This is a genomic window from Polaromonas eurypsychrophila, assembly GCF_014641715.1.
GTDB classification, from domain to species: Bacteria; Pseudomonadota; Gammaproteobacteria; order Burkholderiales; family Burkholderiaceae_C; genus Polaromonas; species Polaromonas eurypsychrophila.
Genome location: NZ_BMIG01000008.1, coordinates 21,976 through 36,669, shown reverse-complemented (window position 1 = coordinate 36,669; position 14,694 = coordinate 21,976). Strand labels below are relative to the sequence as shown.

Annotated in this window: 11 protein-coding genes and 1 pseudogene; 9 read left to right on the top strand and 3 right to left on the bottom strand. The window is 63.9% G+C overall.

The window, feature by feature from the left end; genetic code table 11:
* Positions 1-82 precede the first annotated feature (82 nt).
* Positions 83-1,648, top strand: a complete 1,566-nt coding sequence (locus tag IEX16_RS12030; RefSeq protein WP_188708735.1) for an acyl-CoA synthetase — start codon at positions 83-85, stop codon at positions 1,646-1,648.
* A 23-nt stretch (positions 1,649-1,671) separates the two neighbouring features.
* Here the strand turns inward: IEX16_RS12030 and IEX16_RS12025 are convergent, their stop codons facing one another.
* Positions 1,672-2,361 (bottom strand): GntR family transcriptional regulator, encoded by a 690-nt coding sequence (locus IEX16_RS12025; protein WP_188708734.1) that lies wholly within the window; start codon positions 2,359-2,361, stop codon positions 1,672-1,674.
* A gap of 21 nt (positions 2,362-2,382) precedes the next feature.
* The gene (locus tag IEX16_RS12020) at positions 2,383-4,110 is read right to left on the bottom strand and encodes a 2-hydroxyacyl-CoA lyase (protein ID WP_188708733.1); all 1,728 of its coding nucleotides are present in this window, start codon (positions 4,108-4,110) and stop codon (positions 2,383-2,385) included.
* Positions 4,111-4,211: 101 nt separating this feature from the next.
* Between IEX16_RS12020 and IEX16_RS12015 the strand changes: the two are divergent.
* Positions 4,212-5,330 (top strand): annotated as a pseudogene (locus IEX16_RS12015) (class I adenylate-forming enzyme family protein); the annotation flags it as partial.
* Positions 5,331-5,399: 69 nt separating this feature from the next.
* Positions 5,400-5,786: a class I adenylate-forming enzyme family protein gene (locus IEX16_RS20015; protein ID WP_373288336.1), complete on the top strand. Its 387-nt coding sequence runs from the start codon at positions 5,400-5,402 to the stop codon at positions 5,784-5,786.
* Between the two features lie 13 nt (positions 5,787-5,799).
* Here IEX16_RS20015 and IEX16_RS12010 read toward each other — a convergent pair whose 3' ends face one another.
* A complete protein-coding gene (locus IEX16_RS12010; protein WP_188708732.1) occupies positions 5,800-6,861 on the bottom strand; it encodes an AraC family transcriptional regulator in 1,062 nt (353 codons plus the stop codon).
* Between the two features lie 151 nt (positions 6,862-7,012).
* Between IEX16_RS12010 and IEX16_RS12005 the strand changes: the two genes are divergently transcribed.
* The 6 genes from IEX16_RS12005 to IEX16_RS11980 are packed head-to-tail and all read left to right on the top strand — an operon-like array spanning position 7,013 to position 14,555.
* Positions 7,013-8,647 carry a carboxyl transferase domain-containing protein gene (locus IEX16_RS12005; protein ID WP_188708731.1) on the top strand — a complete coding sequence of 545 codons (1,635 nt, stop codon included), beginning with the start codon at positions 7,013-7,015 and terminating at the stop codon, positions 8,645-8,647.
* Between the two features lie 17 nt (positions 8,648-8,664).
* Positions 8,665-9,828 carry an acyl-CoA dehydrogenase family protein gene (locus IEX16_RS12000; protein WP_188708730.1) on the top strand — a complete coding sequence of 388 codons (1,164 nt, stop codon included), beginning with the start codon at positions 8,665-8,667 and terminating at the stop codon, positions 9,826-9,828.
* A gap of 24 nt (positions 9,829-9,852) precedes the next feature.
* Entirely contained in the window at positions 9,853-10,635 is a 783-nt protein-coding gene (locus IEX16_RS11995; RefSeq protein ID WP_188708729.1) for an enoyl-CoA hydratase/isomerase family protein, read from the top strand.
* Positions 10,636-10,650: 15 nt separating this feature from the next.
* A complete protein-coding gene (locus IEX16_RS11990) occupies positions 10,651-11,802 on the top strand; it encodes a dienelactone hydrolase family protein (protein ID WP_188708728.1) in 1,152 nt (383 codons plus the stop codon).
* A 16-nt stretch (positions 11,803-11,818) separates the two neighbouring features.
* Positions 11,819-12,481: a DUF4126 domain-containing protein gene (locus IEX16_RS11985; protein WP_188708727.1), complete on the top strand. Its 663-nt coding sequence runs from the start codon at positions 11,819-11,821 to the stop codon at positions 12,479-12,481.
* A 1-nt stretch (position 12,482) separates the two neighbouring features.
* A complete protein-coding gene (locus IEX16_RS11980; RefSeq protein WP_188708726.1) occupies positions 12,483-14,555 on the top strand; it encodes an acetyl/propionyl/methylcrotonyl-CoA carboxylase subunit alpha in 2,073 nt (690 codons plus the stop codon).
* Positions 14,556-14,694 lie beyond the last annotated feature (139 nt).

Here is a 14,694-nt window from a genome sequence, read left to right as displayed (position 1 = left end):
CGCTTTGTTCGCAAGCTCAGGCCGCTGCAGAAAAGACTTACTCGACGGATACTAGCGTCTCGACAAAAAACAGGAGACAGCCATGAACCCCGCCATCCGCCGGCAGACGATTGCCGACCTGCTGCACCGCACCGCCAAACGCTTGCCGACCCAAACCGGGCTGATCTGCGGCAACACGCGCTGGACTTTTGCCGAGTTTGATGCAGTGGTGGACCGTGTGGCGGCTGGCCTGTCTGGCATGGGTGTGGGCCATGCGAGCCGGGTGGCGGTGCTGGCGCGCAACTCGCACGGTTTTGCGGCCTTGCGTTTTGCGCTGGCGCGGCTGGGCGCAGTGCTGGTGCCGATCAACTTCATGCTGAAGGCCGAGGAGGTGGCGTTTATCTTGCGCCACGCCGAGGCCCAAATGCTGGCCACCGACTCCGGCCTGGCCGATCTGGCCCGCAGCGCTGCGGCGCTGGACACCCAGGTGGCGCAGTTTGTCTGGCTGCCGTCTGAAGACGCCACGCAGCCCGTGGTCGGCATGACTTCCTTCGATGAACTGGCGCGCAGCGCAGGCGCACCGCCCGAGGTGGCGCTGGGCAGCACGGACCTGGCGCAGATTGTTTACACCAGCGGTACCGAGTCCATGCCCAAAGGCGCGATGCTGACGCACGACGCGGTGATCTCGCAGTACGCGAGTTGCGCGGTTGACGCCAGCATTGCCCATGGTGACGTGATGCTGCATGCGCTGCCGCTGTACCACTGCGCGCAGCTTGATGTATTTTTCGGCCCGGCCGTCTACGTGGGGGCCACCAGCATCATCACCGCCAAGCCCACGCCTGACAATCTGCTGCCGCTGATGGCGCAGCACCGCATCAATTCGTTTTTTGCGCCGCCCACGGTGTGGATTGCGCTGCTGCGCTCACCATTGTTCGACGGCACCGATCTGTCTTTGCTGCGCAAGGGTTATTACGGCGCGTCCATCATGCCGGTGGAGGTGCTGCGTGAACTGGCCCGGCGGCTGCCCGACGTCGGTTTCTGGAATCTCTACGGCCAGACCGAGATCGCGCCGCTGGCCACCATGCTCGGCCCCGATGACCAGTTGCGCAAGCCCGGCTCTTGTGGGCGCGCTGTACTCAATGTCGAAACACGGGTGGTGGACGACAACATGAACGATGTGGCACCCGGCGAAGTCGGCGAGATCGTGCACCGCTCGCCGCATTTGATGCTGGGCTACTTCCGCGACGAAGAAAAAACCAAAGCAGCATTTCAGGGCGGCTGGTTCCACTCGGGCGACTTGGCCATCCTCGACGAGGAAGGCTTCATCACCGTGGTGGACCGCAAGAAGGACATGATCAAGACCGGCGGCGAAAACGTGGCCAGCCGCGAAGTCGAAGAAATGATTTACCGCCTGGGCGCGGTGTCCGAGGTGGCGGTGGTCGGTGTGTCGCACCCCAAATGGGTCGAGGCCGTGGTGGCGGTGATTGTTGTCAAGGACGGCCAGACGCTGACCGAGCAGCAGGTGCTGGCGCACTGTGCCGAACACATTGCCAGCTTCAAGGCGCCCAAGGCAGTGGTGTTTACAGATGCGCTGCCGAAAAACCCGAGCGGCAAGTTGTTGAAGCGCGAGCTGCGGGAGCGCCACAGGGCCGTGTTCGAGAACAGGTGATCAAGGGCATCGGCTGAACGCCCTCATTGATCGCGCGTTGCCGCCCCGTCTTTCGGCGCGTTGGCCTGCAGGCGGGCCACCATGAAGTCCGCGGCTTTCTGGATGTGCTGGCGCGCCAGTTCTTCGGCCTTGTCGGCTTTGCCCGATGCGATGGCTTTCATCAGGCCTTCATGCTGGTCCCAGATGTCGCGCGGTTTTTCGTCGCGCATCAGCACTTCGCCCATCACGCGCTGGGTGTAGGTCCAGTGTGCTTCCATGGCAGGCGCGATCATGGGATTTTCGGACAAGGTGTAGATGAAGTCGTGAAACGCCATGTCGGCAGCAATCATGGCGCTGACCGATCCCTTGGCAACGGCTTCGCGGCCCTGGCGAATCAGCGCCGGTCCATCGGCTTTGGCTTTCGCCGCATTGATCTCGGCGGCCTTGCGGCAAGCCAGGCCCTCCATGACCGCCCGCATGTCGTACATATTGCGCACGTAGTCAGGGTCCAGCGGGGCCACGATCAGGCCGCGTCCGGGCGCGTCGCGCAACACGCCCTGATTGCGCAGCAGCAACAGGGCTTGTTGCACCGGCTGGCGGGAAACGCCCAGCTCCTGTGCGATCTGCTCCTGGATGATTCGCGCACCGGGCGGCAGCCTTCCCCCACTGATTTCGGACAGGATCGCGTCGTGGACCTGTTCCACCAGCTTGGGTTGTAATTCCAGAATTTTCATGTCGGTGATGGTAGCGGATGACTATTTTCCGCCCTGGCGCCAGTGGCGTTCAGCCGTGTCCCAGGCCGCCAGCGGCTGCAGGTCCGGTACCCAGGCCAGGCCGGACTTGGCATCGGACGAGGCCGCTTCCGGCGTGACCAGCACATCCAGCAAGGCCGGCCGGTTGGCCATGGCACGGCTTATCGCCTCGGGAAGGTCTTCGGCTTTCTCCACACGCTCGGCATACATGCCAAAGGCGCGCGCCATGGCGGCGTGGTCGGCGAACTGCAGCCGCGTGCCCACCACCTTGCCATGGGTTTCCTGCTGATCGCGCACCTCGATCGCCCATGAGCCGTTGTTGGCAACCACCACCAGCAGCGGCGCCTTGTGCCGCACGGCGGTGTCCAGTTCCATGGCGTTGAAGCCAAAGGCGCCGTCCCCGGTGGCGACCACCACCATGCGGTCCGGAAAAGCCAGGCTGGCTGCCACGCCGAAAGGTGTGCCGACGCCAATGCAGCCCAGCGAGCCGGGGTCGAGATAGGTGCTGGCGGGCAGACCCACACGCGCGAAGCTGAGGAAGTCCCCGCCATCGGCCACCACCACCGCATCGGAGGGCAGCGCTTCGCGGAGGGCCGACACCAGCCGGTTCGGGTGCATCAACCCGTCGCTGCCGGCCGGTGCGTTGCGCATCGATGTCACCAGTTTTTCGGCACGCTCGCAATGTTTGCTGCGCAGCGTGCGCACCCATTCGCCATCGGCGGCCCCGGTGCGGCTGCCGGCTGCCTGCAGGATCGCCTCCAGCGCCAGCGCGGGCGTGGCCAGCATCTCGACGCTGCCCCGGCGGTTGTCGCGCAGCTCGGGCGCACAGTCCGCGATCCGAAGAAACTTCGCCTCGCCGAACACTGCCGGCGATCCGTACGCGAGTTGAAAATCCAGCCGCCGGCCCAGGGTGATGATCAGGTCGGCCTCGCCCATGACCGAGCCGCGCATGGCCGCCACCACCGAAGCATGGTCGTCCGGCACTAGGCCGCGGCTTTCGCCGGTGTCGAGGTAGGCAGCGTTGAGCCGGCTGAGCAGTTGTGCCAGTGCCGGGCCGGCACCGCGTGCGCCACGGCCAGAGATAAAAAGTGGTCTGCGGGCCGACCACAACAGCTCAACCGCCGCCAGTACTGTGGCCGGGTCGGGCGCGATCTGGGGCCGGGGCTTGGGTGCCAGATGTTCGGGCAACTGCAGTACCAGCGGCACTTCGGCGCGCAGGGTGTCCACCGGAAAGTCCAGATACACCGGGCCCGGCTCGCCGCCCTGGCCGAAGGCACAGGACACCGCCTCGTCAAGCTCCTGCAACACCAGCTCGGGCTGGCGCACGGTGCGCGCGTAACGGGTGAGCGACCGCACCAGGTCGGTATGCACCATGTCCTGCAGGGCGCCGCGGTTTTCCTGAAGCTGCGGTGGCACTCCGGACATAACCAGCACCGGTGCACGCGCGACATGGGCATTGGCAATGCCGGTCATGGCGTTGGTGACGCCCGGCCCGGCCGTGACCAGGGCCACACCCAGCCCGCCGGTGAGCTCGGCATGGGCATGGGCCATATAGACGGCTGCCCGTTCGTCCCGGACGTCGATGATGCGAATGCCTTCGGCGTCCAGCCTCATCCAGATCGGCATGATGTGGCCGCCGCACAGGCCGAACACCCGGTCCACGCCGCGCTGTTTGAGAAACCGAGCGATCAGGGCCGCGGCGGATTGATCGGAAATCGACGAAGTGCCCATGGTTGCGCCTTTGCTGAAAAATGTGATTGAATATTGTATTCTGAATTCAGAGTTCTATAATTCGATTTCTCAAACACTGCCAGACCAGGAGTCCCGTCCCCATGAGCCACCTGCTGACCATTGCCGACGCAGTCGCCACTCACGCCCGGCTCACCCCGGACAAGATCGGGGTGCGCGACTCCAGCCGCCAGCTCAGTTTTGCCGAATGGGACCGGCGGGCGATAGCGTTGGCCGCTGGCCTGCTCGGCCTGGGCTTGCGCAAGGGCGACCGCGTCGGGCTGCTTGCTTACAACTGCATCGAGTGGATGGAAATTTATGTGGCCCTGGCCCGTGCCGGCCTGGTCGCAGTGCCCATTAATTTTCGGCTGGTGGGGACGGAGATCGCGTACATCCTGGGCCATAGCGAGGCGCGTGCCGTGATGGTTGGTCACGACTTGCGTGACCGCATCGATGCTATTCGCGCCGACCTGCCGATTGCTAACGGCTGCTATATCCATATGGGCAGCGCGGCGCCTGATGGCTGGACCGACTACCACGAGCTGGCGCAGCAGCCAACTGCCGACGCCGGTTTTGAGCCGGTGCATCCCGACGAAACCTGCGCGTTGATGTATACCTCTGGTACCACAGGCCGACCCAAGGGTGCTATCCGCACACACACCGGCAGCACGCTGATCGCGTTGGCGACCGCGCTTGAAATGGGTTTTACCCGTGACGACACGGCGCTTCTGGTCATGCCCATGTGCCACGCCAATTCGCTGTACTTCGGCATGACCTTCGTTCATCTGGGAGCCACCTGCGTCATCGACGACAGGCGCAGCTTTGACGCCGAGGCCTTGCTGGCGACCCTGGCGCATTAGAAAGTGACATTCACCTCGCTGGTGCCGACGCACTACATCATGCTTTTAGCGCTGCCGCCAGAGGTCAAGGCGCGTTATGACGTGAGCCGTGTTGGCAAGCTCATGATATCTTCCGCGCCGGCCCGCAAGGACACCAAGCTTGCCATCCTGGCGTATTTTCGCAACGGCAAGCTCTATGAGCTGTATGGTTCGACCGAGACAGGTTGGGTCACGCTCTTGCGTCCTGATGAGCAGATCGCACGGCTAGGGTCTGTGGGCCGCGAGTGGGCCGGTAGCGGCGCTATCAAGCTGCTAGATCCTGATGGGAGAGAAGTCGCCGATGGCGAGGTGGGCGAGCTGTTTTCACGCACAGCTTATGTGTTCAACGGATACTGGAAGAACCCCGAGAAAACCGGCGAAGCTTTCCGCGGCGACTGGTGCTCGGTGGGCGACATGGCCCGCCGCGATGCCGATGGCTACATCTGGCTGGTGGACCGCAAGAGCAACATGATCATCAGTGGCGGCGAGAACATCTACCCCTCCGAGGTCGAAGGCGTTCTGGGTGCCAACCCGAAAGTCAAGGACGTGGCGGTCATCGGTGTTCCGCACGACAAGTGGGGCGAGGCCGTGCATGGCGTGATTGTGCTGCACGAAGGGCAGCAAGGCAGCGAAGAAGAATTCCGGACCTGGTGCAAGCAAAGAATGGCCAGCTTCAAGTGCCCGCAGACGGTGATTTTTTTGGCCGACCACGACATGCCGCGCACCGCCACCGGCAAGATTCTTCATCGCGTGTTGAGGGAGCGTGCCCTTGCCGCGGCAGAGAATCTGGTGGTCAGCTAAAACGCCTTGCTGCTCACGTGTGGTGCCGGGCGCGAAACTCCGTCGGCGGCACGCCTGACCATTGCCGGAACGCGCGGATAAAACTTTTCTCATTCCGGAAACCTGCCGCCGCGGCCACCTGCTTGACCGGCTTGTCGCTGCGGTTGAGCAAATCCCGGGCGCGTTCGAAACGCACTTCGTCCTTCAGCGCTTGCAGCGAAGCGCCTTCTTCCTTCAGTTGCCGGTGCAGGGTGCGGGCCGAGATGTTGAGCAGCGCCGCAATGCCGTCGGCCCGATGCGCTTGCTCCGGGTAAGCGGCCAGCGCCTGGCGCACCTGCTGCACCAGCAGACGGTCACGCCGGTACTGCAGCACCGTCAGCGGCAGCGCGCGCTGCAGCATCTGGGTCAGGGATTTTTCGTCACGCCGCAGCGGCAGGGCGAGGTAACGCGCATCGAAACGGATGGATGCCTGAGCCGCGTCGAACTGCAGCGGGCCGGGAAACATCAGCGCATAGGCGTCGGCATGCGCCGGTGCGGCAAACGGGAAGCGCGCGCCCTGTAGCGGAATGCGCGAGTCGATGTACCAGCAGGCCAGGCCGTGGATATTGCGCAGCACATGCACCAGGCAGAAGGCGCGCGCGGACTGGCCGTGGCGGCCCAGGTCGCTGCGCTCCTCGATGGTGATGGTGGCGACCTTGTTGTCATCCTGGCCGGTGCTTACCAGCCGGAGCCGGATGTCGTCCGCCAGCAGCCCATGGTGGCGGCACCAGCGCTTGAGCGCCACGCCCAGGTCGGGCGCGCTGAGCGAGGCTCTGGCCAGCATGCCGTAGCTGCCCCAAGGCAGCCGGCGGCCGAAGGCGCCCAGGGCTTCGTCGTCCAGCTCTTGCATGGCGGTGCCGGAGAGGACTTCCATCTGGCGGGCCGTGATGCGGGCCTCTGGTTGCTGCAGCTTGACTGGCGTGATCTGTGCCAACTTGAGCGCGTTGGCCGGGTTCTGGTCGTACAGCGGGTAGGCCGCGGCAATCACCCGTGCAAAGGCCACCGGCGTGGCGGCGGGGGGCCGGTTGGCGGTCTGGTGCGTGGGTGGAGCGGGCATGGGTCGAGTTTCACGCGAGCTGGCACGATTTGCAACCTGTGTGGCGACCGTTGTGCTGTATTTGGGCCTAAGCTGCATGCTTTGGCGTTAAGGTGTGGCTCGGCCCAGCCGCAGGCCCACACGCGCACACGCAGCCGCACAGAGGAGATACATGCCAGTTCTGGAAACCAAACTCAACGCCCGCTCGGCCGACTTTCAGGCAAATGCCGCCGCCATGCGCGCGCTGGTGGCCGACCTGCAGGTGCAGGTGGCCAAGGCCGCTGCCGGCGGCGGTGAGGCCGCCCGAGCCAAACACGTGGCACGCGGCAAGCTGCCGCCGCGTGAGCGGGTGCAGATGCTGCTGGACCCCGGCACGCCTTTCCTGGAGCTGGCCCCGCTGGCGGCGCTGGCCATGTACCCCGACCGTGACGGCAGCGACAGCGCGCCGTGTGCCGGCGTGATCACCGGCATCGGCCGAGTCAACGGGGTGGACTGCATGGTGGTGTGCAACGACGCGACGGTGAAGGGCGGCACTTACTACCCAATGACGGTGAAGAAACATTTGCGCGCGCAGGAAGTGGCGCAGCAAAACCGCCTGCCCTGCATTTACCTGGTCGATTCGGGCGGCGCCAACCTGCCGAACCAGGACGAGGTTTTTCCCGACCGTGACCATTTCGGCCGCATCTTCTACAACCAGGCCAACATGAGCGCGCAGGGCATTGCGCAGATAGCGGTGGTCATGGGCAGTTGCACGGCGGGCGGCGCCTACGTGCCGGCCATGAGCGACGAAACCATCATCGTCAAGGAGCAGGGCACGATCTTTCTGGGTGGCCCGCCGCTGGTCAAGGCCGCCACCGGCGAGATCGTCACCGCCGAAGACCTCGGTGGCGGCGACGTGCACACCCGCCTGTCGGGCGTGGCCGACTACCTGGCGCAAAACGATGCGCACGCGCTGGCGCTGGCGCGGGCCGCGGTCGGCAACCTGAATACAAATTACAAGAAAAAAGAGGCTCCAGCCCATAGGGGACGGGCGCCGGTAGCTCCTGAATATGTAGCGGAAGAGGTCTACGGCATTGTGCCCACCGACACGCGCAAGCCCTACGACGTGCGCGAGGTCATCGCCCGCATCGTGGACGGCAGCGAGTTCGACGAGTTCAAGGCACGTTTCGGCGCCACGCTGGTGACGGGTTTTGCGCACATCGAAGGCATGCCGGTTGGCATCATCGCCAACAACGGCATTTTGTTCAGCGAGTCAGCGCAAAAGGGCGCGCACTTCATCGAACTCTGCTGCCAGCGCAAGATCCCGCTGGTGTTTTTGCAGAACATCACCGGCTTCATGGTCGGCCGCAAGTACGAGGCCGAAGGCATTGCGCGCCACGGCGCCAAGATGGTGATGGCCGTGGCCACCGCCCAGGTGCCCAAGTTCACCATCATCATCGGCGGCAGCTTCGGCGCCGGCAACTACGGCATGTGTGGCCGCGCCTACAGCCCGCGCTTTTTGTGGATGTGGCCAAACGCGCGCATCTGCGTCATGGGCGGCGAGCAGGCCTCGTCGGTGCTGGCCAGCGTGCGGCGCGACGCCATCGAGGCCAAGGGCGGCACCTGGAGCGCCGAGGAAGAAAAAGCCTTCAAGCAGCCGATGCTGGACCAGTTCGAGCACCAGTCGCACCCCTATTACTCCAGCGCGCGGCTGTGGGACGACGGCGTGATCGACCCGGCCGACACGCGCCGCGTGTTGGCACTGGGCCTGCGCGCCAGCCTGAACGCACCGATCCCCGAGCCGAAGTTCGGCGTTTTCCGCATGTGACGCCACCGGTACGCAAAATGTCCAACGCCTCCATTTACGACACGCCCGAATACGAATCCCTGCGCGACCAGCTTGGCCGCTTCATCGCCAAGGAGGTGGAGCCGCATGCTGCCGCCTGGGAAGAGTCCGGCTTTGTGCCGCGCGAAGTGCTCAAACGCATGGGCGCTGCCGGCCTGTTCGGCCTGATGTACGAGGAAAAATACGGTGGCGCTGACAGCGACGCCATGACCAATCTGGTGTTTGCCGAGGCGTTGTCGCAATCGACCTTTGCCGGCTTCATCATCACCGTGCTGGTCCACACCGACATGGCCAGTCCGCATCTGCATCACGCAGGCAACGCGGCACAAAAAGACAAGTACTTGAAGAAGGTGATCGCGGGCGAGCTGATCACCGCGGTTGGTATCACCGAGCCGGGCGCCGGCTCGGACGTGGCGGGCATACGCACAACGGCCAAACGCGACCCCGGATCGGGGTCCGGGGCAGGCTCCGACGACTGGGTACTCAACGGCACCAAGATGTTCATCACCAACGGTGTGCACGCCGACCTGTACTTTGTTGCGGCCAAAACCGGGCCGGGCAAGCGTGACATCTCGATGTTCATCGTCGAGAAGGGCACGCCGGGTTTTACCGTCGGCCGTGCGCTGAAAAAAACCGGCTGGCTATCGTCGGACACGGCCGAACTCATCTTCGACAACGTGCGCATCCCCGCCTGGAATTTGCTGGGTGAGGAGGGCAGGGGCTTTTATTCGGTGATGAAGAACTTTCAGACCGAGCGCATTGCGCTGGGCGCCATGGCGGTTGGCCACTGCCAGCAGGCGCTCAAGCTCACGCTTGACTATGTGCGCCAGCGCCAGGCTTTCGGTGGCCCCCTGTGGGACCAGCAGGTGATCCGCCAGCGCGTGGCCATGCTGGACGCCAAGACACGTGCCGCACGCGCCTTCATGTACCACTGCGCCTGGCGCGTGACCCAGGGCCATGACATCGTGCAGGATGTCTCCATGCTTAAAGCGCTGACCGGTGAGCTGGTCAACGAGGTGGTGCAGACCTGCCAGCAGTTCCACGGCGGCATGGGCTTCATCCGCGAGACGGCCATCGAGCGGCTGTGGCGTGACGCACGCGTGCTGGCCATTGGCGGCGGCGCAACCGAAGTGATGCTCGAAGAAGTCGCCAAGCGCTACTGAAGCGATTGAACAGAAAGACAAGCCATGAAACATCTTGAACTGAGCTTTGGCAACGGTGTCTCTACCGTCACGCTGAACCGCCCTGAAGTGCGCAACGCCTTCAACGATGAAGTGATTGCCGAACTGACGGCGGTCTTCATCGAGCTCGGCAAACGTGAGGAGGTGCGCTGCATCGTGCTGGCGGCGAATGGCACGTCCTTTTGCGCCGGCGCCGACCTGAACTGGATGAAACGCATGGCCGACTACACGCGCGACGAAAACGTCGCCGATGCCGGTGCGTTGGCCGAGATGCTGCGTGTGGTCTATGTCTGCCCGAAACCGACGATCGCAAAAGTGCAGGGTGACGTGTATGCCGGCGGCACCGGCCTGGTCGCAGCCTGCGACATCGCCGTCTCGGTGGACACGGCCGGTTATTGCCTCAGCGAGGTCAGGCTGGGCCTGATTCCCGCAACCATCAGCCCCTACGTGATCCGCGCCATGGGTGCACGTGCGGCACACCGCTACTTCCTGACGGCCGAACGGTTTGACGCGGCAGAGGCCTTGCGCATCGGCTTTGTGCATGAAGTGGTGGCCGCTGCAGAACTTGATGCCAAGGTGGCGGAACTCGCCAAAGCGCTGGTCAACGCTGGTCCTGAGGCCGTGAAGCTTTGTAAGAGGCTGGTGCAAGACGTGGCGCAGCAGGAGATCTCGTCGTCGCTGATCCAGATGACGGTCGACGGCATTGCTGATATCCGCGTGAGTGCGGAAGGCCGCGAGGGCGTACAGTCCTTTTTACAAAAGCGCAAACCGATCTGGTTGCTGGCTTAAGCGGAAGGGATCACCATGCGCAGCGTACTGATTCTTGCATCAGCCATCGTCCTGGCAACATCGGTCTGGGCCCAGGCGCCGGCCGAACCGGTGCGCGCCGCCGACCTGCGCGAGGAGGTGCAGCACATTGCTGTCAAGACGCAAGACCTGTATGGCAAACCGGCTGAGGGCAAGATTCCGGTGACCATCTTCCGGCCTGCCGGTGACGGGCCTTTCCCTTTGGTGATCATGAACCATGGTCGGCCGGTGAAAGAAAAGCGCGGCGCGCTGGGTCGCCAACGGTATGAACAGCTGTCGCGCTACCTCGTGAGCAAGGGTTTTGTGGTGATGATCCCGACGCGGCTGGGATACCACGAAACCTATGGCCAGTTTGACCCTGAAGACTCGGGCGGCTGCTATACCCTGCGCCCCGAACCGGTGGCCATGGCGGCGTCGGACCAGGTGCTGCAGACGCTGGACTTTGCCCGCACCCTGCCGTATGTGAATACGGAACGCTGGGTCGTGATGGGCCAGTCGGTGGGCGGCATGACGGCCGTGGCCACGGTGTCGCGCAATCCGCCGGGTTTGGTTGCCGGCATCAACTTTGCGGGTGGCACTGGGGGCGACCCGGAAAACCGCGCCGGCGACCCCTGCAACCCGCGCGCAATGGAAAGCCTGTGGCGCAGCAAGGCAGCCACGGCCAAAGTGCCGATGCAGTGGTTTTATTGGACCAATGACAAATATTGGGGCGCCGACAACCCCAAACGCTGGCACCGTGCCTGGATCGACGGTGGCGGACAGGCCGAGCTGCATGCCATGCCGGCGTCGGGAAGCGACGGCCACAGCGGCATTAGCCACGACATGGACAATTGGGTGCCGCTGGTGGAAGCCTTCCTGGCACGCAACGGCTTCAGCAGGCCGGGCGTTGTGAGCATCCCCCAGTCCAGCGACTTTGCCAAAGTGGGTGAAGTGGAGCGGGTGCCGGTGAGCAAGGCGAGCCGTGACAACACCTATGCCAGGTTTTTGGCGGGCAACAAGCCGCGTGCCTACGCGGTTGGCCCCGAGGGTTACAACGGCTGGGCCACCGGCGACTGGGCGGCCGGCCGCGCGCTCGGCTTTTGCCAAGCCAGGCGTGGCATCGTGTGCAAGCTGTATGCGGTGGACGACGACGTGGTGTGGGTGCCATGAACACAAGGGGCTTGCCATGAATACCCTCGATACCGCTCAACTGATTGCACTGGCCGGTGCGCTCGGCTGGGCCAGCGGTGTGCGGCTCTACCTGGTGGTGCTGCTGACTGGCCTGGCCGGCTTCATGGGCTGGATGCAATTGCCGCAAGGCCTGCACCTGCTGGCGCACCCGGTGGTGCTGGGTGCCAGCGGCTTCATGGTGTTCGTCGAATTTTTTGCCGACAAGATTCCGGGACTGGACTCGTTGTGGGATGTGGTGCACACCGTCATTCGTATTCCCGCCGGCGCGGCGCTCGCGGCCGGTGTGTTTGGCGCCGACAGCGGCGTGATGGCTTTGCTCGCTGCCCTGGCGGGCGGCACACTGGCCGCTACCAGCCATACCGCCAAGGCCACGACGCGCGCGGCCATCAACACCTCGCCCGAACCGTTCACGAATGTGGGCGCCTCACTGGTAGAAGACAGCCTGGTGCCGGCGGGACTGTGGCTGGCGATTGCGCATCCGGTGGTGTTTGTGGTTGTGCTGATTCTGATGCTGGTGCTCAGCATCTGGTTGATCCGCACCTGCTGGCGTTTTCTGCGGCAACTGTTTGCACGTGTTGCCCGCATCTTCAGCGGCAGACCCGACAGCGGACCAACGCCGGCCTTCACCCTGAAATCCCCTTTTTCGAAGAATGACTGACATGTTTAAAAAAATACTGATTGCGAATCGTGGGGAGATAGCTTGCAGAGTTGCGGCGACTGCGCGCCGCATGGCCATCCAGACCGTCGCCGTTTACTCGGATGCCGACGCGGATGCCAAACATGTGAGCGTCTGCGACGAAGCCGTCCACATCGGCGGCAGCGCACCCAAGGAGAGCTATTTGCGCTGGGAAAAAATTATCGCTGCAGCCAAAGCTACCGGCGCCGAGGCGATTCATCCGGGTTACGGCTTCCTGAGCGAAAACGAAGAATTTGCCCATGCCTGCGGCAAGGCCGGCCTGGTCTTCATCGGCCCACCGGCCTCGGCCATCAAGGCCATGGGCCTGAAAGCCGAGTCCAAACAACTGATGGAAAAAGCCGGCGTGCCGCTGGTGCCCGGTTACCACGGCAGCGACCAGGACCCTGCGCTGCTCAAGCGCGAGGCCGACCGCATCGGTTACCCGGTGCTGATCAAGGCCAGTGCGGGCGGCGGCGGCAAGGGCATGCGTGCCGTCGAGAAGACGGAAGATTTTGAAGCCGCGCTGGCTTCCTGCAAACGCGAAGCCATCAACAGCTTCGGTGACGACGCGGTGCTGGTGGAGAAGTACGCACAGCGCCCGCGCCATATCGAGATCCAGGTGTTTGGTGACAGCCACGGCAACTACGTCTACCTGTTCGAGCGTGACTGTTCAGTCCAGCGCCGGCACCAGAAGGTGCTGGAAGAAGCGCCGGCGCCCGGCATGACGGACGCCATGCGTAAACAGATGGGCGAAGCCGCAGTCGCTGCCGCGCGCGCCGTCAACTATGTTGGCGCGGGCACGGTGGAGTTCATCGTCGAGCAGCCACCTAAAAGGCATGAAGATCAATTTTCCGACGGGCCGCCCCTGGGAAAATTAGCCCCCTCTGCGCGCAGCGCAGCACACGAAGTGGCAAGCGTGGGGGCCTTTTACTTCATGGAGATGAACACCCGACTGCAGGTGGAGCATCCGGTGACCGAAGCCATCACCGGTCTCGATCTGGTGGAGTGGCAACTGCTTGTGGCTTCGGGCGAAAAGCTGCCACTGGCGCAGGACCAGTTGCGTATCCACGGCCACGCTATCGAGGCGCGCATCTGCGCCGAAAGCCCGGACAACAACTTTTTGCCGGCAACCGGCGCGCTGCATGTGTACGGCCTGCCGCCATCCGTTTCTTTTGAACGGGGTCTGGTGCGCGTGGACGCCGGCGTGCGCGAGGGCGATGTGATCTCACCGTTTTACGACTCCATGATTGCCAAACTGATCGTGCACGGCGACACGCGCGAGCAGGCGCTGGCGCGCATGGACGAGGCGCTGGCGCAAGTGCATATCGTGGGCCTGAGCACCAATGTGCAGTTTTTGCGCCATGTGGTGCAAAGCCGCTCCTTTGCCGAAGCCGACCTGGACACGGCGCTGATTCCGCGCGAGCAGGCCGTACTGTTCAATCAGGAAAAAATTGGCCTCCCGGCGGCCGCTGCAGCCGCCGTGGCTTTGCGTCTGCTGGAGGAAAAGGCGCTGGAGACCGCCGACCCCTTCAGCAAGCGCGACGGCTGGCGTTCGCACGGAGTGTCCCTGCGCCGCTTTGAGTTCGAATTTCACGGCGAGCCGGCGAAAGCCGAACTGACTTATCTGCATGACGGCGCCCTGCGCCTGGCGGCGGGCGGTGAAGAGGGCTTGCTGGTGTTCTCGCGTGAAGGTGAGGTGGTCACACTGACTTTTGGCAACCAGCGCCTCACGGCTCGCCTGTACCGCCGCGGTGAGACGGTGCATGTGTTTGCCCGCCAGGGTGCGACACAGATCACGGTGATGGACCTGCTGGCCCATGCGGGCGAGGCCCACGGCGAAGGTGGCCGCCTGACCGCACCGATGCCGGGCAAGGTCGTCTCATTTGCCGTGAAGGCCGGCGACAAAGTCAGCAAGGGCCAGGCACTGGCCGTGATGGAAGCCATGAAGATGGAACACACGATTGCCGCACCGGCCGACGGTGTGGTGCAGGAGCTGCTGTATGCGCCCGGTGACCAGGTGACGGAGGGGGCGGAATTGCTCAAGATGGCGGGCTAGAAACGTGAACGCCTGTTCTTGCGGCTTGTCATCCCGGACTCGATCCGGGCTCCATGTGTGTGAACCAACTTTTGTTCCGGGCATGGATTGCGGGTCAAGCCCGCAATGACAGACAAAGGCGGGGCACCCTGCCGGGGCG

What these genes read in the sequence shown, in the direction of transcription:
- IEX16_RS12030 (WP_188708735.1), top strand. Translation starts at nt 83, where the DNA reads ATGAACCCCGCCATCCGCCGGCAGACGATTGCCGACCTGCTGCACCGC.
- IEX16_RS12025 (WP_188708734.1), bottom strand. Translation starts at nt 2,361, where the DNA reads ATGAAAATTCTGGAATTACAACCCAAGCTGGTGGAACAGGTCCACGAC.
- IEX16_RS12020 (WP_188708733.1), bottom strand. Translation starts at nt 4,110, where the DNA reads ATGGGCACTTCGTCGATTTCCGATCAATCCGCCGCGGCCCTGATCGCT.
- IEX16_RS20015 (WP_373288336.1), top strand. Translation starts at nt 5,400, where the DNA reads ATGGCCCGCCGCGATGCCGATGGCTACATCTGGCTGGTGGACCGCAAG.
- IEX16_RS12010 (WP_188708732.1), bottom strand. Translation starts at nt 6,861, where the DNA reads ATGCCCGCTCCACCCACGCACCAGACCGCCAACCGGCCCCCCGCCGCC.
- IEX16_RS12005 (WP_188708731.1), top strand. Translation starts at nt 7,013, where the DNA reads ATGCCAGTTCTGGAAACCAAACTCAACGCCCGCTCGGCCGACTTTCAG.
- IEX16_RS12000 (WP_188708730.1), top strand. Translation starts at nt 8,665, where the DNA reads ATGTCCAACGCCTCCATTTACGACACGCCCGAATACGAATCCCTGCGC.
- IEX16_RS11995 (WP_188708729.1), top strand. Translation starts at nt 9,853, where the DNA reads ATGAAACATCTTGAACTGAGCTTTGGCAACGGTGTCTCTACCGTCACG.
- IEX16_RS11990 (WP_188708728.1), top strand. Translation starts at nt 10,651, where the DNA reads ATGCGCAGCGTACTGATTCTTGCATCAGCCATCGTCCTGGCAACATCG.
- IEX16_RS11985 (WP_188708727.1), top strand. Translation starts at nt 11,819, where the DNA reads ATGAATACCCTCGATACCGCTCAACTGATTGCACTGGCCGGTGCGCTC.
- IEX16_RS11980 (WP_188708726.1), top strand. Translation starts at nt 12,483, where the DNA reads ATGTTTAAAAAAATACTGATTGCGAATCGTGGGGAGATAGCTTGCAGA.